The organism is Streptomyces odontomachi (assembly GCF_024435355.1).
GTDB classification, from domain to species: Bacteria; Actinomycetota; Actinomycetes; order Streptomycetales; family Streptomycetaceae; genus Streptomyces; species Streptomyces odontomachi.
The window spans coordinates 145,373-163,688 of record NZ_JAMJWG010000023.1 but is presented as its reverse complement, the minus strand read 5'-3'; the positions used below and the strand labels follow the sequence as shown (position 1 = coordinate 163,688).

General features: G+C 72.2%; 14 protein-coding genes and 1 riboswitch. Of the genes, 6 read left to right on the top strand and 8 right to left on the bottom strand.

The genetic code is table 11. The features are described 5' to 3' along the window. Window positions 1-566: 566 nt before the first annotated feature. From NQO67_RS35410 to thrC, 3 genes are all read right to left on the bottom strand, one after another. A complete protein-coding gene (locus NQO67_RS35410; RefSeq protein ID WP_121517500.1) occupies window positions 567-770 on the bottom strand; it encodes a cold-shock protein in 204 nt (67 codons plus the stop codon). Between the two features lie 498 nt (window positions 771-1,268). After that, complete coding sequence (locus NQO67_RS35405; protein WP_255954533.1) at window positions 1,269-1,544, bottom strand: MoaD/ThiS family protein; 276 nt, start codon at window positions 1,542-1,544, stop codon at window positions 1,269-1,271. 121 nt (window positions 1,545-1,665) lie between these two features. Next, entirely contained in the window at window positions 1,666-2,979 is a 1,314-nt protein-coding gene (gene thrC, locus NQO67_RS35400) for a threonine synthase (RefSeq protein ID WP_374119237.1), read from the bottom strand. Next, window positions 2,973-3,113: riboswitch (SAM riboswitch) on the bottom strand. It overlaps the preceding gene by 7 nt. Before the next feature lie 293 nt (window positions 3,114-3,406). Between thrC and NQO67_RS35395 the strand changes: the two genes are divergently transcribed. Next, window positions 3,407-4,552, top strand: coding sequence for a glucosyl-3-phosphoglycerate synthase (locus NQO67_RS35395; RefSeq protein ID WP_255954531.1), 1,146 nt, complete (start codon window positions 3,407-3,409; stop codon window positions 4,550-4,552). Between the two features lie 272 nt (window positions 4,553-4,824). Beyond that, entirely contained in the window at window positions 4,825-6,279 is a 1,455-nt protein-coding gene (locus tag NQO67_RS35390; RefSeq protein WP_255954530.1) for an alpha,alpha-trehalose-phosphate synthase (UDP-forming), read from the top strand. A gap of 262 nt (window positions 6,280-6,541) precedes the next feature. Here the strand turns inward: NQO67_RS35390 and otsB are convergent, their stop codons facing one another. Next, a complete protein-coding gene (gene otsB / locus NQO67_RS35385) occupies window positions 6,542-7,510 on the bottom strand; it encodes a trehalose-phosphatase (protein ID WP_255954529.1) in 969 nt (322 codons plus the stop codon). 405 nt (window positions 7,511-7,915) lie between these two features. On the opposite strand from otsB, the gene NQO67_RS35380 reads away from it, so the two are divergent. After that, complete coding sequence (locus tag NQO67_RS35380; RefSeq protein ID WP_255954528.1) at window positions 7,916-9,526, top strand: PstS family phosphate ABC transporter substrate-binding protein; 1,611 nt, start codon at window positions 7,916-7,918, stop codon at window positions 9,524-9,526. Between the two features lie 75 nt (window positions 9,527-9,601). On the opposite strand, the gene NQO67_RS35375 is transcribed toward NQO67_RS35380, so the two are convergent. Then, window positions 9,602-9,853, bottom strand: a complete 252-nt coding sequence (locus tag NQO67_RS35375; RefSeq protein WP_255954527.1) for a DUF3263 domain-containing protein — start codon at window positions 9,851-9,853, stop codon at window positions 9,602-9,604. Window positions 9,854-9,964: 111 nt separating this feature from the next. Next, window positions 9,965-11,218: an extracellular solute-binding protein gene (locus tag NQO67_RS35370; RefSeq protein WP_445195114.1), complete on the bottom strand. Its 1,254-nt coding sequence runs from the start codon at window positions 11,216-11,218 to the stop codon at window positions 9,965-9,967. Between the two features lie 278 nt (window positions 11,219-11,496). Here NQO67_RS35370 and NQO67_RS35365 point away from each other — a divergent pair, with 278 nt between their 5' ends. The 3 genes from NQO67_RS35365 to NQO67_RS35355 all read left to right on the top strand — a co-directional run bounded on the left by NQO67_RS35365 (window position 11,497) and on the right by NQO67_RS35355 (window position 14,939). Next, on the top strand, window positions 11,497-12,582 hold the full coding sequence (locus NQO67_RS35365; protein ID WP_255954526.1) for an ROK family protein: 1,086 nt from the start codon (window positions 11,497-11,499) through the stop codon (window positions 12,580-12,582). Next, window positions 12,566-13,774 (top strand): N-acetylglucosamine-6-phosphate deacetylase, encoded by a 1,209-nt coding sequence (gene nagA / locus NQO67_RS35360; RefSeq protein ID WP_255954525.1) that lies wholly within the window; start codon window positions 12,566-12,568, stop codon window positions 13,772-13,774. Before NQO67_RS35365 ends, nagA begins: the two co-directional genes overlap by 17 nt. Window positions 13,775-13,895: 121 nt before the next feature. Next, window positions 13,896-14,939 (top strand): 1-phosphofructokinase family hexose kinase, encoded by a 1,044-nt coding sequence (locus NQO67_RS35355; protein ID WP_255954524.1) that lies wholly within the window; start codon window positions 13,896-13,898, stop codon window positions 14,937-14,939. Window positions 14,940-15,009: 70 nt separating this feature from the next. On the opposite strand, the gene NQO67_RS35350 is transcribed toward NQO67_RS35355, so the two are convergent. Together NQO67_RS35350 and cdgB are read right to left on the bottom strand one after the other, a co-directional pair. Further along, complete coding sequence (locus NQO67_RS35350; protein ID WP_255954523.1) at window positions 15,010-16,050, bottom strand: carbohydrate-binding protein; 1,041 nt, start codon at window positions 16,048-16,050, stop codon at window positions 15,010-15,012. Window positions 16,051-16,221: 171 nt separating this feature from the next. After that, window positions 16,222-17,904, bottom strand: a complete 1,683-nt coding sequence (gene cdgB / locus NQO67_RS35345) for a diguanylate cyclase CdgB (protein WP_255954522.1) — start codon at window positions 17,902-17,904, stop codon at window positions 16,222-16,224. Window positions 17,905-18,316 lie beyond the last annotated feature (412 nt).

Sequence of the window (18,316 nt, the reverse complement as noted above, 5' to 3'; positions counted from 1 at the left end):
AGGGCCCAGGGTCACCTTGACGGCGTCGGCAAGCTGATTCATGCCGCGCTCAAGGCCGCGCCGTGCCTCCTCGTTGAACGCGATGATCTTGGCCATGTGAAGTGGTCCTCCCGGACAACAGAGGTCTCCCCTGGCCCTGACGAGGGCGTGGGGCGGATTGCTCCGGACCGCGCTGGCGCCCGCGACGGACGGTCCCCCGCCGCTGTGGATCCATGCCCCACGCGACCGGTGAACCTCACCGACCCGGTCCTTCTTCTGTCACTCTCACCTTCAGAGTGCTAATGCCAATGATTAGCACTCTCCCCCTTCGAGTGCAAGGTAGACCCTTACAGCGCGGGGTCGCCCGACGCCGGTACGTGGCGAGGCGAGCACGGGGGGTGGCGGGCCGCAGGAGGGCGGCGGGCCGAGAGACAGGCGGGCGCGGGCGGAGGCCCGCCCCGACCCGGCGCACGCCCGGGCCTGGGCGCACCCGGGCCTGAGGCGTGCACAGGGCGAGGGAATGCGTAGGGCCCGCACCCCGGTCTGAGGATGCGGGCCCTACTATGTCGTTGCTGTTTGTCGGCGCCTTAGCTGGCCACTCGGACCATGTCCGCCTGCGGCCCCTTCTGACCCTGCGAGATCTCGAATTCGACCCGCTGGCCTTCTTCCAGGGTGCGGTAGCCGTCCATCTGGATCGCACTGTAGTGGACGAAAACATCCGCACCACCGTCGACCGCGATGAAGCCGTAGCCCTTCTCCGCGTTGAACCACTTGACGGTGCCCTGAGCCATGCCTAACTCCCCTATTACTGGCCCTTGCACAGGACCGCACTTCGCGGACCCGGGTCAGACCTCACGCCCCAAACCGGTTGGGGGGTGTGCGCCGGAACGCGCCGACCGCGGCTGAATGTATCTGTCCAACTGCCGTCTGCAACAGGTCAATCGGACGAGAATTCTGCGCCGAACAGATCGGTTATATACCGAGAATTTGCCGGAATTCAGGGCAAGTCGGGCTAGAAAAGAGCCAGGATTGGCTAAAAAGGGCCGGGTACTTTGGCTATTTCTTGTCGCCGCTCAGCACAACTTACTCGGCGGTCTGCCGAGGGCGAGCGGGGCGTTACCCCAACTGTAGCGCCTTCAACCACAGCGAATTGCCCCCTCCACTTCATCCGTGGAGGGGGCAATAAGGCGGGGCAATGTATCCGACGCGGACGGAGCGGCTCGACCCGGCACGCCGATGGATCAAGCCGTCGTGTCTGCGGCCGATCCCCGTCGCGATGTGACCGCGGCTCAGCCGCCGGCGACCGCCGGGATGATCGACACGCCGGCGCCGTCCGGCGTGGCCGTCTCCAGGCCCTGCTCGAAGCGGACGTCGTCGTCGTTCACGTACACGTTCACGAAGCGGCGGAGCTTGCCCTGGTCATCGAGGACACGGGCGGCGATGCCGGTGTGTCGGTTCTCCAGGTCGGCGATGACCTCGCCGAGGGTGCTGCCCTCCGCCTGCACCTCGGCCTGGCCGCCGGTGTACGTGCGAAGGATCGTCGGGATTCGGACATTGACGCTCATGTTCAGGCCTTTCCTGGTCCTGGACGGCGGATGCGGAGTGGACGGGGTGGGGGAACTGCCCGGCTGCCCGGCGGCACACGGCGGCACCGCGCCGGTGGCGGGCCTCAGGCTGCGGTCGGCCTCAGCCGGCCAGACCCGCCTCGCGGAACGCCTCGAGGCTGGGCGCGATGGTGACGGACGGGCCGGTGGTGGGGGCCACGGCGTCCAGGGTCTTCAGCCCGTCGCCGGTGTTCAGCACCACGGTGGTCAGGGCCGGGTCGAGCAGCCCGTTCTCGACGAGCTTCCGGGTCACACCGACCGTGACACCGCCCGCGGTCTCCGCGAAGATGCCCTCGGTGCGAGCCAGCAGCTTGATCGCCGCGACGATCTGAGGGTCGTTCACGTCCTCCACCGCACCGCCGGTGCGGCGTGCGATGTCCAGGACGTAGGGACCGTCGGCGGGGTTGCCTATCGCCAGGGACTTGGCGATGGTGTCCGGCTTCTGGGGGCGTACGACGTCGTGGCCGGCCTTGAAGGCGGTGGACACCGGCGAGCAGCCCTCCGCCTGGGCTCCGAAGATCTTGTACGGCTTGTCCTCGACCAGGCCCAGCTTGATCAGCTCCTGGAGCCCCTTGTCGATCTTCGTGAGCTGGGAGCCCGACGCGATCGGGATGACCAGCTGGTCGGGCAGCTGCCAGCCGAGCTGCTCGCAGATCTCGTAGGCCAGGGTCTTGGAGCCCTCGGCGTAGTACGGCCGGAGGTTCACGTTGACGAAGCCCCAGCCCTCTCCGAGCGGGTCGCCGATCAGCTCGGAGCAGAAGCGGTTCACGTCGTCGTAGGTGCCCTTGATGGCGACGACCTCGCCACCGTAGACCGCGGCCATGACGACCTTGCCCTGCTCCAGGTCGTGCGGGATGAAGACGCAGGAGCGGAAGCCGGCACGGGCGGCGGCGGCGCCGATCGCGCCGGCCAGGTTGCCCGTGGAGGAGCACGAGAGGGTGGTGAAGCCGAAGGCGCGTGCGGCCTCCACGGCCTGCGCGACGACGCGGTCCTTGAAGGAGTGCGTCGGGTTGCCGGAGTCGTCCTTGATGTACAGGCCACCGGTGATGCCGAGCTCGGCGGCGAGCCGGTCCGCCTTGACGAGCTTGGTCCAGCCCGGGTTCAGGTTCGGCTTGCTGGCGACGTCGGCGGGGACGGGCAGCAACGGGGCGTAGCGCCACAGGTTGGTCGGGCCCGCCTCGATCTTCTTGCGCAGGCCCTCCGGGTCGCCCAGGGGAAGGTCGTAGGTGGCCTCGAGGGGGCCGAAACAGCTCTCACAGGCGAAGATGGGGCCCAGCGGGAAGCGCTCGCCGCACTCGCGACAGGACAGGGCCACGGCAGGCCCGAGGTCGACAGAGGCGGGTTGGTCGGCGGCAAGAGGCTGCGAAGCCATGATAGGGAGGCCCTTTCTCCTCATCTTCCCCACGACGCACCTCGCCGTGAGACGGAATTGGCACCTTCCCGAGCTGGGAGCCTCAACGATGAGTCGGACCAGCTGGAGGGTTGCCGGGGCTTCAACGGGCCGTATCCCTCTGCCCCTCTGGATGAGCAATATGACTCCGGAGCCTTTAGGGGTGGCACCGGAGCGTCTGTCGGCAGGCACTCCCTCGGCATGCGAAGGCAACCTGCGTTGTTCAAGACTGTAACCGAGGGGCCGGATAGTTGAGAACGGCGTCCGATGCGCGAGATGGGTCACAGGGCCGGTCCGTGTGCGGCACACCCGGCGTGAGCAGGACTGGTATTCGAAAGCGGTGGACGGCCGGTGCGACGGCGGCCGGGCCGGTCGCGGTCCGCCGACGCCCACCATCACAATGACCGCGATGTCGACTGAGGGGACTTGAACCGTGCTGGAAGAGGTCGAGCAGTGGCTGGCCGGGCGGTCCTGGTCCGTGGCTGACCGCCCCAGGACGCACCTGGCCGCCGCGAAGCGCGCCACGGGCGCCACCGTGAGCGTCGTCCTGCCCGCACTCGACGAGGAGGAGACCGTCGGCGACATCGTGACCGTGATCCGCCGGGAGCTGATGGCGCCGACGCAGGCGTCGCACGCGCCGGCCCGGGAGCAGGCCCGGGGCCCGGTGGCCGCCGGACGTCCCACGGCGGACGGGACGCCACTGGACCGGGCGCCGGCCGACGCCGGCATCGGCGGGTCCGAGGCCACTCTGGCCTGCGCCGGTCTGGCGGGTGCCACGGCGCAGGCGGGGACCGCGGGCGCCGTGGAGCCGCTGGTGGACGAGCTGGTGGTGATCGACTCAGGCTCCACCGACCGTACGGCCGAGGTGGCGGCCGCGGCGGGGGCGCGGGTGGTGCACCGCGACGCCATCCTGCCGCGCATACCCGCGCTGCCCGGCAAGGGCGAGGTGCTCTGGCGGTCACTCCTCGCCACCAGCGGCGACATCGTCTGCTTCGTCGATGCCGACCTGCGGGAGTTCTCGGCGGACTTCGTCACGGGCATCATCGGCCCGCTGCTCACCGAGCCGTCCGTGCACCTGGTGAAGGCCATGTACGACCGTCCGCTGGGGGCCCAGCCCGGCCAGGGCGGCCGGGTCACCGAGCTGATGGCCCGCCCCCTGCTGAACATGCACTGGCCCCAGCTGGCGGGCTTCGTCCAGCCGCTCGGCGGCGAGTACGCGGCCCGCAGGACGCTGCTGGAGCAGCTGCCGTTCCCGGTCGGCTACGGCGTGGAGCTGGGGCTGCTCGTCGACGCGCTGCACACGGTGGGGCTCGACGCGCTGGCCCAGGTCGACGTGGGGGTGCGCAAGCACCGGCACCAGGACGGTCATGCGCTGGGGCGGATGGCGGCGACGATCTACCGCACGGCGCAGGTGCGCCTGGCCCGGGGCCATCTGGTGCGGCCGGCGCTGGTGCGCCCCGTGCTCACCCAGTACGAGCGTGGCGAACAAGGGTTCGAGCCGCGGTCGTACCCCGTGGACACCGAGGAACGGCCGCCGATGGCGGAGATACCGGAGTACGCACGGCGTCGGGTGGCGTAGGCCCTGCCGCCTCTCGTCAACCGCCTCTCGTCTGCCGTCCGCCGTCTGCCGTCTGCCGTCTGCCGTCTGCCGTCTTGATCATGCGGGGCTCGCCGGAGCGGTTGCCGGACCGCGGGTGAGTCACCCGTTCGGGCGCACGCCGGGGATCCGTCATCGCCGCGCCGTCGCCCCCGCCCGCGCACGCAGCCGAAAACCGACCATGCCGTATACAACCCGCCGACCCGGCACGCACCGTACGTTTGAGCGTTTCCCGGCGTGGCTAAGGTCGCCTCATGGCTTCCGCTACTCCTCCGCAGGGCACTCCGGCCACCGGAGCCGCTCGCGTTCTCGTGGCGTCCAACCGCGGTCCGGTCGCGTACCAGGTGGGCGAAGACGGCACGCTGCGCGCCAAGCGCGGCGGTGGCGGCCTGGTCTCCGGGCTCTCCGCGATCGGTCCCGACGCGGACGCGGTGTGGGTCTGCGCCGCGCTCGGCGACGGCGACCGGGAGGCGGTGCGCCGCACCGGGGGCCGCCTCGACCCCGACGACACCGGTGGCCAGCGGGTCAGGATGCTCGGCATCGCCCCTGACGTGCACGCCGCCGCCTACAACGGCATTGCGAACTCGGTGCTGTGGTTCGTCCACCACATGCTGTACCAGACCCCGCTGGAACCGGTCTTCGACGCCGAGTTCCGCCGCCAGTGGGCCGCGTACGAGGAGTACAACACCGCATTCGCCGACGCGCTGGCGGAAGAGGCCGCCGAAGGCGCCGCCGTGCTGGTGCAGGACTACCACCTGACGTTGGTGCCCGGGCTGCTCCGTGCGCTCCGACCGGATCTGCGAATCGGCCATTTCTCGCACACCCCGTGGGCGCCGCCCGAGTACTTCCGGATGCTTCCGGACGACATCGCCGAGCAGCTGCTGAACGGCATGCTCGGTGCCGACCGGCTCGGCTTCCTGACCCGCCGCTGGGCCGCGGCGTTCACCGCGTGCTGCGAGGCGGTGCTGCCCGGTGGCACCGGCGGCACGGAGATCGGCGTGCACGGCCTGGGCGCGGACGCCGACTTCCTGCGGGAGCGCGCCGGCCGCCCGGACGTGGACGAACGGCTGGCCGCCCTGCGCGAGCAGATCGGCACCGACCCGGACGGCCGACCGCGGCGCACCATCGTCCGAGTCGACCGCACCGAGCTGTCCAAGAACATCGTGCGGGGCCTGCTGGCCTACCGGCAGCTGCTCGCCGACCACCCCGAATGGCACGAGCGCGTCGTGCACGTCGCCTTCGCCTACCCCTCCCGGCAGGACCTCGCCGTCTACCGCGACTACACGGCCGAGGTCAGCCGCCTCGCCGAGGAGATCAACACGGCCTACGGGAAGCCCGGTTGGACCCCCGTGGTGCTGCATGTGAAGGACGACTTCGCCCGCTCGCTCGCGGCCTACCGCATCGCCGACGTGGCACTGGTCAACCCGGTGCGCGACGGGATGAACCTGGTCGCCAAGGAGGTGCCGGTGGTCTCGGAGGCGGGTTGCGTCCTGGTGCTGTCCCGGGAGGCCGGGGCGCACGAGGAGCTGGCCGACGAGGCGATCACCGTCAATCCCTACGACGTGGTCGGCACGGCCGCCGCGTTGCACGCTGCGCTGGCGGTGCCCGGGGGTGAGCGGGCCGAGGGTACGAAGCGGTTGGCGGCTGCGGCTACGGCCTTGCCGCCTGCGCAGTGGTTCCTGGAGCAGTTGTCGGCGCTCCGGGGGTGACCGGGGCTGGAAGGGGCGGTGCCCCTTTCCCCTTTGCGCGTCGCGCTTCGTGACCTTGCGGTTCGCGGCTTTGCGGTTCGCGGCTTTGCGCTGGTGTCGTTCCAGGCCAGCCCCTTCGGGGCGGTGGCGGTTGGGGGTGCCTCGCTAGGACGGTGGCGGTCTGACGGTTTCGTTGTTGCTTGTCGCGCAGTTCCCCGCGCCCCTGGGTGGGACGGGTGACGTCAGCCGTCGTCCCTTCCAGCCCCAACCCCCCAAGCCCGCCCTACCCCGTCATCGCCTCCGCCAGCGCCGCCACCAGTTGCACCATGCCGCCGGGGCCGTCCACCACCAGGTCGGATCGTTCGGCGATGTCGGTGGTTTCGGTGCTGCCGCTGCACACCAGGAGTCCGGGGATCCCGTCGGAGCGCAGCTTGTCGACCGCGGCGAAGGCGGGCAGGTCGCCCAGGTCGTCGCCGCCGTACAGCACCGACGTGCCGCCGACCTCCCGTACGTACCTGGTCAGGGCCACGCCCTTGTCCATCCCGGGCGGGCGCAGTTCGAGCACGAAGCGGCCGGGCTCGACGGCCAGCCGGTGCCGGGCGGCGAGGCCGCCGAGCGGCTCGCGCAGGGCCTCGAACGCGGCCTGCGGATCGGCGGCGCGCCGGGTGTGCACGGCGACCGCGAAGCCCTTGTCCTCGATCCAGGCGCCGCCTGCCGCATGACGCTCCAGCAGGTCCGGCAGCTCGGCGCGGACCGCGGTGACGCCGGGGTGCGGGTCGGGGGCGGTGAGGGTGTTGGTGGCGGCGTCCCAGCGTTCGGCGCCGTAGTGCCCGAGGACGACGAGGTGTTCGAGGCCGGCGACACCGGCGAAGGAGCCGTGCTCCACGGCGGTCAGCGCCGGGCGGCCGGTGATGATCGCGACGGAGCGCACCCGGGGCGCCAGCGCGGCGAGCGCCGGCACGGCGCCGGGGTGGGCGCGAGCCTGCCCGGGGTCGGCCACGATCGGGGCGAGGGTGCCGTCGAAGTCGAATGCGATCACGGCGCGTGCCGGGTCGGCCAGCAGGGCGGCGAGCCCGCTCCGGCCGGCCTCGGTGGCGGGCTCCGGCACGGCGGGCGCGGAGCCCGCAGAGGCTGCCGGGTCTGCCGGGTCTGCTGAGTCCGTCGAGTCCGTCGAGTCCGTGGTGCCGGCGGGGTACTGATCGCCGGTCACTCCGTGCCGGCCCTGGCCCTGGCGGGGGTGGCTGCTGCCCATGGGCCCGACTGTAGTCAGCGGTCGGCCACGTCACCGTGGCGAAGCGCCGAAAGCAGCCACCCTCGGACCGGCGCGTGCGCCGGCGGCTCCCGCGCGGCCGGCGAAGTGGCCCTGGTGTCGCGCGCCGAGCCGGGACGCACCGGAAGCGCGCAGCGTGCGGCGACCGTCCCCCCGTCACCGGGGAGGCGGTGCCCCTCACCGGCCTCCCACCGCCTCCCACCAGCCTGTCATCGTCCTGTCACCGGTCTCGTTGAACTCCCGGCGAACACTCCGTGAGGCCTTGGCCACCATGACCCCGAACGGCCCCGGGGACTCGTACATTTGTCCCTTACTTCCGTCGGGGCTCGCCCGGCCCGCCCCGCGCGGGGGTGATGTTGGCCGGTTCACGGTCCGCGGGGGGATGCAATGGGGTGGCTGGAGAGCCTGCTTGCGCCGGAGAACTTTCTGGCGCTGCTCGGTGTCGTCGTCACGGTCGGCGTGCTGTCGTACGAGCGGCTCATCCCGGGCCGCAAGCGCATCGGCTTCCGCGTCCAGATGGACACGGTGATAGACGACGGTGACCATCACGACCAGCACGGCGACCAGGACGACGGGCCGCTGTACCAGCGGCTGTCCCTGCTGGAGGACGCCCCGGACCTCGCCGGCGCCTCGCTCGTGCTGCTCAGGATCGAGAACGACGGCTTCCGCAGCATCGACGCCGACGACTACATCACCGCCCCGGAGCACAGCCACGGCCTCACCGTCACCTTCCCCGGTCGCACGGTCCGCGACGTGGCGGTCACCGAGCCCAGCCACCCGACCCTGCTGCGCTATCTGCCGCGCGTCGGCACCCTGGAGCGTCCGGGCCTGCACTGGTCGGGTCCGGAGATCTCGCTACCGCGGGTCCCGCTGAACCGCGGCGACCACTTCAAGCTGCTGGTCCTGCTGACCGGCCCCGGCGGCGGCAGGGAACCGCAGGTCGTCGGCCGGGTCAGGGAGGGCAGGATCCGCAACAACGAGAGGTTCCGCCGGCCGAACAACCGCATGCTCGGCCTCATCGCCGGCCTCTGCCTGCTCGTGGTGGCCCAGCCCTTCGCGTTCCAGATCCTCCGGGACCAGCCGCTGCCCGGGGGCTGCGCGCGCGGCGACCTCACCGTCGTCGGCTCGACGGCGTTCCAGCCGGTGATGCGCGACCTGGACAACGCGTACCGGACGAAGTGCCGGCAGGCCCCGCACATCAGCGTCGAGGCCACGGGCAGCGGGGCGGGCATCAGCCGGCTGCTGGACGAGGGGGCGGCGTCGAAGGGCAGGTTCGCCCCGTACCTCGCGCTGTCGGACGGTCCCGCGCAGACCGGCGGTGCCGGGTTGAAGGAGCACCTGGTCGCGGTCTCCGTCTTCACGCTCGTCGTCAACACCGACGTGCCGGTCTCCAGCCTCCCGCTCAGGGACCTCCAGCGGCTCTACACGGGCGAGGTCACCGACTGGAGCCGGCTGCACCCGGCCCCGTCCGGCCGAGCGGGGCCCGATCTCCAGGTCACGCTGGTGGGCCGGGACTACGCCTCCGGCACCCGCAACGTCTTCGAGAACCGCCTCCTGGGCGGCAACACCGAGCCCTCCCCCACCTCCAGCGCCGACGACTGCGCCAGGCGCACCAAGCGGTTCAACCACACCGACATCACCCGCTGCGAGCAGAGCAGCACCGACAAGCTGCTCAGGACCGTGGCCGCCACCCCCGGCGCCATCGGCTACGCGGAGCTGAACAACGCCAGGCAGTACGCCCGGCTGGGTCATCTGAAACTGCTCGGCCTGGACGGTGAGACCGCCTCCGTACCGTCGGTCAGGGAGCGCGCCTACCCGTTCTGGGAACCGGAGTACGCCTACACCTTCGGCGCTCCCCCGGACAACTCCCTCACGTCCGACTTCCTCGACTACCTGGCGAGCGACACCGGCCAGAACGTCATGGAGCGCCACGGCCACGTGCCCTGCGCGGCCCCGGAGAACCAGCAGGTGTGCCAGGAGGCCGGCCGGGACCGGTGAGTGCGCCGGCCGGCCAAAGCCGAGGGTGCGCCCCCGCCGCCGGACGCCGCCACCGGCCCGTCGGCGGCCCTCCCGTCAGCGTTCGGCGCGGCGTGCCTCGCGGACCCGGCGCAGGCGGTTGACCGTGACCGGGTCGTGGGCGAGGGCGCGTGGGTCGTCGAGCAGGGCGTTGAGGAGCTGGTAGTAGCGGACGGGGGCGAGGCCGAGCCGTTCCCGGATGGCGCGTTCCTTCGCGCCGGGCCCGGACCAGCTGCGTCGTTCCAGCGCGAGCACGGCACGGTGCGTCGCCGTCAGGCCACCCGCGTCGCCGCCGTCGTCCACGTCCATACACCGACCGTACCCCCGCCGTACGACATCCCGGTGCGCACCGAAAAAAGGGGGCTGGGCTGTGCCGAATGTGCGGCCCCGCGCCCCTTATTGGCGCCTTCGGCGCCACAGTCACGCCCCGTCCGCCTCCCTCGCGGCGCGCTGCAACGCGCCGAGCACCGCTGCCGGGCTGCCGCCCGGCGCCACCGCCTGGCCGATGCGTTGCTTGATGTCGGCGCTGACCCGCGCCCACGAGGTCTTGCCCACCGGGTACAGCTCCGCTTCGGGCAGCTCGTCGAGGAACGGGGCGAGGCGGCGGGAGGACCGCTCGGCGGACATCTTCTGGGAAGCGGACGTGGTGACCGGCAGCAGGTCGTACTCGTGGCAGAAGGAGAGCACGTTGGCGTCCTGGTAGACGTAGTCCAGGAAGGTGCGCACTTCCTCGCGGTGCCCGCCCTGCCTGAACGCCATCATCCAGTCGGCGACGCCCAGCGTGGGCCTGAGCCCGCCGCCGAGGGCGGGCAGCGGTGCCATGCCGAACTTCACGCCCTTGTCGGCGGCGATCTTCATCAGGGTGGGGTGGCCGTTGAGCATGCCGACCTCCCCGCGGGCGAAGGCGGCGAAGGCCTGGGCGCGGTCGAGCCGGGCGGGCGGCGTGGGCCCCGTCAGGCCCGGCCCGACCAGCTCGTTCTTCAACCAGGTGAACGTGGCCACGTTCGGCTTGGAGTCGATGGTGAACGAGCCGGCGTCGTTGACGTAGTTGTCGCCGCCGCCGAGCAGCCACATCATGGCCTCCGCCTGCGCCTCCTCGGGCCCGAGCGGCAGTGCGAACGGGGTCTTCACGCCGGCCGCCCGGAGGAGCTCCGCATCGTTGCGCAGTTCCTGCCAGCTCCGCGGCGCCCGCGCGATGCCCGCCTTGGCGAACAGGGTCCGGTTGTAGAACAGCAGCCGCGCGGAGGCGACGAAGGGCAGGCCGTACTGCCGGTGCCGCACATCGCCGGCCTGGCGCAGGGTCGCGAGGAGGCTCGCCTCGACGGAGATGGAGAGCACGTCGTCGGCGGGGTAGAGCAGGTCCTGGGCGGCGTAGTCGGCGTAGGTGCCGATCTGCGCGATGTCGGGGGCGTCGCCGCGGTGGACCAGGTCCCTGACCTTCCGGTCCACCTCGTTCCAGGAGTAGACGCTGACCTGGACCCGGATGCCGGGGTGGGCCGCCTCGAACCTGCCGACGAGGGCCGCCCAGTACTTCCTGGAGCTGTTCGCCGCGGAGTCGCCGTAGTCGGCGGCCACCAGACGGAGGATGACGACCCCGTCGCCGTCAGTGCAACCGGCCAGCGACAGGGTCATTCCCAGGATCGTCGCCAGCGCGGCCAGCATGGCGGTCAGCATCACCCGCGGACCCCGTGGACGCGCCCCCACCAGCACCTTCGCCATCTCGCACCCCTCCCCGCACCGCGGCCTTCCGCCACGTCCGCCGGCCACTTCCGTCGCTTCCGCTCTCCTCGCGTCCGCAGGCTCCCGCGCCCGACCAAGGTAAGGTCTATACCTGTAAAGGTCCATACCAAATATGGGATGCTGTCCGTGGCGGCGTAGCCGAGCGGGAAGTGGCGCCACCCAGTGGGCGAGTGGACTAGACCTCTCATAGGTAAGCGCGCGAAACTGTTCCCGTGGAACATGTCATCGCCCTGGACGTGGGCGGCACCGGAATGAAGGCCGCCCTGGTCGGGCCGGACGGCGCGCTGCTGTACGAGACCCGACGGGCGACCGGCCGCGAGCGCGGCGCCGACGCCGTCGTCGCCGCCGTGCTGGACCTCGCCGTGGAGCTGCGCGCCCAGGGCGAGGCACGGTTCGGCGCACCCGCCGCTGCGCTCGGTGCCGCGGTGCCCGGCATCGTCGACGCAGAGCGCGGCATCGCCGTCTACTCGGCCAACCTGAACTGGGCACACGTCCCCCTGCGCGACCTGCTGAGCGAGCGGCTGGGCGGCACACCGGTCGCGCTCGGCCACGACGTACGCACCGGCGGGCTCGCCGAAGGGCGGATCGGCGCGGGGCGGGGCGCCGACCGGTTCCTCTTCGTGGCGCTGGGCACCGGGATCGCCGGCGCCATCGGCATCGACGGCACCATCGAGCCAGGCGCCCATGGTTCGGCGGGCGAGATCGGCCATGTCGTGGTGCGCCCCGACGGGCCGGCCTGCGACTGCGGTCAGCGCGGCTGCCTGGAGCGGCTGGCGTCCGCGGCCGCGGTGAGCAGGGCCTGGGCGGCGGCCTGCGGCGAGCCGGACGCGGACGCCGCCGGCTGCGCCAAGGCCGTCGCCGCGGGTGACCCGCGCGCGAGCGAGGTCTGGCAGCAGGCGGTGGACGCACTCGCCGACGGCCTGGTGGGCGCGCTCACCCTGCTCGACCCGGGCACCCTGATCATCGGCGGCGGGCTCGCCGAGGCCGGGGACCTGCTGTTCGCGCCGCTACGGGCGGCCGTCGAACGCCGTGTCACCTTCCAGAGCGTGCCGGAGATCGTGCCCGCGGCCCTCGGCGACACCGCCGGATGCCAGGGCGCCGGCCTGCTCGCCTGGGATCTGCTGGCGGCGCGCCGGCAGGGCGCTGCGCGTCCCGACCCGACGGCGGACACGATCCGTGCGCCGGGCGTCGCTCCCCACGACCGGGCGGCGCCCGACGCGCCCGCCGTCCCCCGCGGCTCCGCCGCTCCCGCCCCCCATGACCCCACGGAGGTAACCGCCGATGGCCGCACGAAGTAGGCAGGTGCTCACCCGCGCCAAGGTGGTGCTGCCCGAGGGAGTCGTCGACGACGGCCAGGTGGTCGTCGAGGACACCCGGATCACCTACGCGGGCGCCGCCCCGGCCGGCCAGGGCCACGACGGCCACGGCGCCGGGGCGGATGCCGGCGGCGCCCCGGACGCCCTGGACCTGTCCGGGCACTGGCTGGTCCCCGGCTTCGTGGACATCCACAACCACGGTGGCGGCGGTGCCTCCTTCAGCAACGGCCCGGTGGCCGACGTGCTCACCGGCATCCGCACCCACCGGCTGCACGGCACCACCACCCTGGTCGCCTCCACCGTCACCGCCGGCACGGACACGCTGGTGGAGCGTGCCGGGCTGCTGTCCGAGCTGGCCGAGCAGGGCGAGATCGCGGGCATCCACTTCGAGGGCCCGTTCATCTCGCCGTGCCGCAAGGGCGCCCACGCGGAGGCGCTGCTGCGCGACCCCGACCCGTCCGAGGTGCGCAAGCTGCTGGACGCCGCGCGCGGCCAGGCCCGCATGCTCACCCTCGCACCCGAGCTGCCCGGCGGCCTCGCCTCCGTGCGGCTGCTCGTGGAGCACGGCGTCATCGCGGCCGTGGGACACACCGACTCGACGTACGAGCAGACGGTGGCGGCGATCGACGCGGGCGCCACGGTGGCCACGCACCTGTACAACGCGATGCCGACGCTGGGGCACCGCGCACCCGGCCCGATCGCGGCCCTGCTCCAGGACGAGCGGGTCACGGTCGAGCTGATCAACGACGGTACCCATCTGCACCCGGCCGCCCTGCGCCTGGCGTTCCAGCACGCGGGGGCCGCCCGGGTCGCGTTCATCACCGACGCGATGGACGCGGCGGGGTTCGGCGACGGCACGTACCAGCTGGGGCCGATGGAGGTGGAGGTGCGGGACGGGGTGGCACGGCTCGTCGAGGGCGGCTCGATCGCGGGCTCCACGCTCACGCTGGACCGGGCCTTCCAGCGCGCCGTGACGCTCGACCGGCTGCCCGTGCCGGACGTCGTGCGCGCCCTGTCCGAGACCCCCGCCAGGCTCCTCGGCCAGTACGACCGGGTGGGTTCGCTGGAGGCCGGAAAGGACGCGGACGTCGTGGTCCTCGACCCCGCATTCGGCCTCGCCGGTGTGCTGCGCAAGGGCGAGTGGCTGGTGCCGCCCCCCTCGCCGGCACGCTGACACGGGGTCAGACCCGTCGGCCACGCACCCTGTGCCTACCGCGCGCTCTTTGGCATGATCAGGATCGCACAGCGGTCGAACGATCTACTGCACGGCAGGCGAATTCCTCGGGGGAGGTCCGGTGATCCTCACGGTCACGCTCAACGCCGCTCTCGACGTCACGTACCAGATCCGGGCGCTCCGCCCGGGCGCGACGCACCGGATCAGCGAGGTGTCCGAACGGCCCGGCGGCAAGGGTCTGAACGTCGCCCGGGTGCTGGCGGCGCTGGGTCACGACGTGACGGTCACCGGCTTCGCCGGCGGCACCACCGGAAGCACGGTGCGCGACCGGCTGGCCACCATGACCGGCACCGCGGCCGACGCGCCCGACGGCTCCGGTGCGCCGCGCGGGCCGGGCGGGTCCGACGGGTCGCACGCCGCCGGTGCGGCGACACCCGGCAGCGGGCCCGTCCGGGTGCATGACGCCCTCGTGCCGGTCGCCGGGACCACCCGGCGCACGGTGGCCCTGGTGGACACCGGCAGCGGTGAGACGACGCAGTTGAACGAGCCGGGGCCGGCCATCTCCCCCGAGGAGTGGCATGCCTTCACCGCCCGGTACGAGGAGTTGCTGGGCGCCTCGTCGGCGGTCGCGCTGTGCGGGAGCCTGCCGCCGGGCGTGCCGGTCGGCGCGTACGCCCGGCTGGTGCGGGCCGCGCACGCCGCGTCCGTGCCGGTACTGCTGGACACCAGTGGTGAGCCGCTGCGCCGCGGCCTGGCCGCCCGCCCGGACATCATCAAGCCGAACGCGGACGAGCTGGCCGAGCTGACCGGTTCCCACGAGCCGGTGCAGGCCTCGCGTGACGCCCGCCGCCGCGGTGCGCACGCGGTCGTGGCCTCGCTGGGCGCGCGCGGCATGCTCGCGGTGACCCCGGAGGGCCGCTGGCGGGTCGCACCGCCGGCGGGGGTGCGGGGCGAGCGGGTGCGCGGCAACACCACGGGTGCCGGCGACTCGGCCGTAGCCGGTCTGCTGTCCGGTCTCGTCGAGGGCCTACCGTGGCCGAAACGCCTGGTCAGAGCCGCTGCTCTGGCTACGTCGACGGTCCTGGCGGCCACAGCGGGCGAGTTCGACCGCAGGGCGTACCGGGAGCTGCTGGGACGTATCGAGGTCGTCGAGACGACTGTGTGAGTCCGCGACGACCTTCATGAGTCCGCGGGGCGGCACGGGGGCGGCACGGACACCGCCTGGTTCCCGGGCGCTAGGACTTCTTCCAGCCCTTCTCCAGCCACACCCGGTCGAGGTTGACGTCGCACTGGTTGCCCTGTTCGCAGGAGATGCGGAGGGTGTTGCTGCCCTTCACCAGCTCGACGTACGCGTAGGACTCGGTCCAGCCCTTCTCCCAGTCGCCTTCCTTGGCGTCCGCCCAGTTCTTGAGGCTGAGTGGGGTGGTCTGGGGTGTGCCGTTGACCGCGAGGGTCATGGTGGCGTCCTTGCCGGGGACGCCGTAGCCGAGGTCGAGGGTGTACTTGCCGGACTTGGGGATGTCGTCCACGGTCCAGGTCGCGGAGGCGCCGGGTTGGTTGAGGCCGGCCACGTAGAGGCCGCCTTCGGCCTGTGCGCCCTTGACGTCGGACGCGGTGTAGCTGCCGCCTTCCAGCTTCAGGGCGTTGGCGTCGGACTTGGGGAGCTCGGCGGGGCCCTTGCCCTGGTTCGAGGGGGTCCGGCTGGGTTTGTCGGTGGCGGTGGCCTGGGAGGTGGCGCCGGCGTCGGAACCGTCCTTGCCGTCGTCGGGGCCGTTCAGCACGGCCACTCCGATGCCGACGACGACCGCAGCGACCACCGCGATGGCCCCGATCAGCAGCCCTTTGGTGTTGGGGCCGCGACCCCGGCCGCCGCCCTCGCCGTATCCCGGCGGTGGACCCGGCCGGTGGCCCTGGCCGCCGGGGAGGGTCTCCGGGGCCTGGTAGTGGGCGCTGGGCTGGTCGTAGCCCTGGGACGGGACCTGCTGGAAGGCGGCGGTCTGGCCCTGGCCGCCGGGCTGTTGGCCCGGGGCGCCCGGGCGGCCCTGCGCCGGCGGATATCCGTAGCCGCCGCGCCCGCCGCCCTGCTGCCCGTACTGGCGCTCGCCGACCGTCCTGACCTGGTTGTACGAGGTCCGCGGGCCGGAGCGGGGGCCCGGGTAACCGTAGCCGCCGCCTCCGCTGGGCGGGGTGGCCCCGGATGCCTGGCCGTCGGCATAGAGATAGCCGAACGGGTCGTCGTCCTCGGGCGTGCTCGCGCCGTCGTTGCCGGGCGTCATTCCCTTGGTCACTCCTTGGCACGGGGTCTGCGGTCCGCACAGCGGCTCTGTGCTTCGTCTGCACAGTCGCTCTGTGCTTCGTCCTCGGAACTGCCGAGCCTACCCGCATCCGCCGCCCATCAAGGCCGCCGGATCTGGCCCGAAAGTCCTTGCTTCCATCCTGACCTGCGGTTATCCAGCCCGTCTGTGCTGTTTCGCACGCGAACGCTTTTCGATGTACATCCGTTGGTCAGCTGATTTCAACACTTCGTCCGCTGACATGCCGCAGTGTGCCCATCCGATGCCGAAGCTGGCGCCGACCCGCACCGCTCTGCCGTCCACCCGGATCGGGGGGATGATCGCGTTGCGCAGGCGGACGGCGAGGTCCTGGGCGTCGGCGCGGCCGAGGCCGTCGGCGAGTACCACGAACTCGTCGCCGCCGAGTCGGGCGACGGTGTCGCCGTCGCGTACGCCGCTGGTCAGGCGGCGGGCGACCTCGATGAGGACGGCGTCACCGGTGTGGTGGCCGAAGCGGTCGTTGATCGACTTGAAGCCGTCCAGGTCGCAGAAGAGGACGGCGAGGCCCTTGGTGCCGTCGTCGGCCTCCTCGTCGCCCTCGGTCGGGGCGATGGTGTGCACATGGTGGTCGTAGGCGCTGCCGCCCGGGTCGACGACGGACACCGGCTCGTCGGCGTCGTAGGGCAGTCCGGCGAGCGTGCCGCCGTAGGCGGCGTCGACGGCGTCTATGTCGGTCAGCGGGCGGCTCTGGGGCCGCGAGCAGAGCCGGGCGGCGAGCCGGGAGCGCAGCTCCGCCGAGTTGGGCAGGCCGGTGAGGGAGTCGTGGGAGGCGCGGTGCGCCAGCTGGAGCTCGCGGCGCTTGCGTTCCTCGATGTCCTCGACGTGGGTGAGCAGGAAGCGGGGTCCGTCGGTGGCGTCGGCGACGACGGAGTTGCGCAACGAGACCCACATGAAGCTGCCGTCGCGGCGGGCCAGGCGGAGCTCGGCGCGGCCGCCTTCGGCCGAGGTACGCAGCAGGGTGCCGATGTCCTCGGGGTGGACGAGGTCGGAGAACGAGTAGCGGCGCATCATGGACGCCGGGCGGGCCAGCAGGCGGCACAGCGCGTCGTTGGCCCGCAGGATGCGGCCGTGCTGGTCGCCGCCCATCTCGGCGATCGCCATGCCGGAGGGGGCGTACTCGAAGGCCTGCCGGAAGGACTCCTCGCTGGCGCGCAGGGCCTGCTGCTCGCGCTCCAGGCGGACCAGGGCGCGCTGCATGTTGGCGCGCAGCCGGGCGTTGCTGATCGCGATGGCGGCCTGGAAGGCGTACATCTGGAGCGCTTCACGCCCCCAGGGGCCCGGGCGGCGGCCGTTGCGCGGGCGGTCGACGGAGATCACGCCCAGCAGCTCGCCGCCGGAGGTGCCGGGGGCCGAGCCGGGGGCGCCCGGCGCGAAGAGGGGCGCGAAGAGGCGGTCGGCGGGGTGCCACTCGTCCTCGAAGCGGGGCTCGGGGCCGTCCGTGTACCACTGGGGCACGTCGTCGTTCTCGAGGATCCAGCTCTCGGTGTGCGGGATGAACCGCAGGGCGCCCCAGGCCTCGCCCATGGACAGCCGGCGCTCCCAGCCGAGCCGGGAGCCGACCCGGCCGGTCATCAGGGCCTCGGCGGCGGAGTCTCCGGCGAGCGCGGCGACGACCAGGTCACCGTCGGGTCGGACGAGGTTGATCCAGGCCAGGTCGTAGCCGAGACCGGTCACCACGCCGTCGGCGACGGTCTGGAGGGTGTCGGCGAGGCTGCGGGCGGTGTTCATGTCAGCCATGACCTGGTGCAACTGCCGCAGGGTCGTCAGGCGGACGTACGGCTCGGATTCCGTATCCATGTCGCCCTCCCCGACTCTCGACAGCTACTCCGGATAGGTCAGCCTGTGTCATCGGCGTACGTGCGGCGGGCGGCGCGAGTGCCCGCGCTCTCCGGGCCCTGCCCGACAACACACGGTCTGCGAAGCCCCCAGCCTACGTATCGCAGCATCCCCGTCACTGAATCACAGCGAGCTGCTCACTCGGTACACAGGGTCAACAAAAAAGGGCCCGTGTGACTCAAGTCACAGCAGAATGTGAAGGGTTGCCGGCGTTTCTCGCGATTGCACCGTGTGTTTCCTGAACGCAAATCGGAGCGCGGGTCGGGGTGGCGTATGCAGCGGGGCGCGGCTGTGGAGCGGGCATGCGGGGGCGGGCGCGGGGGGCTGCGCGGGTGAGTTCGGGGGCTGGGGTGAGCGCCGAGGGTGTTCGGAT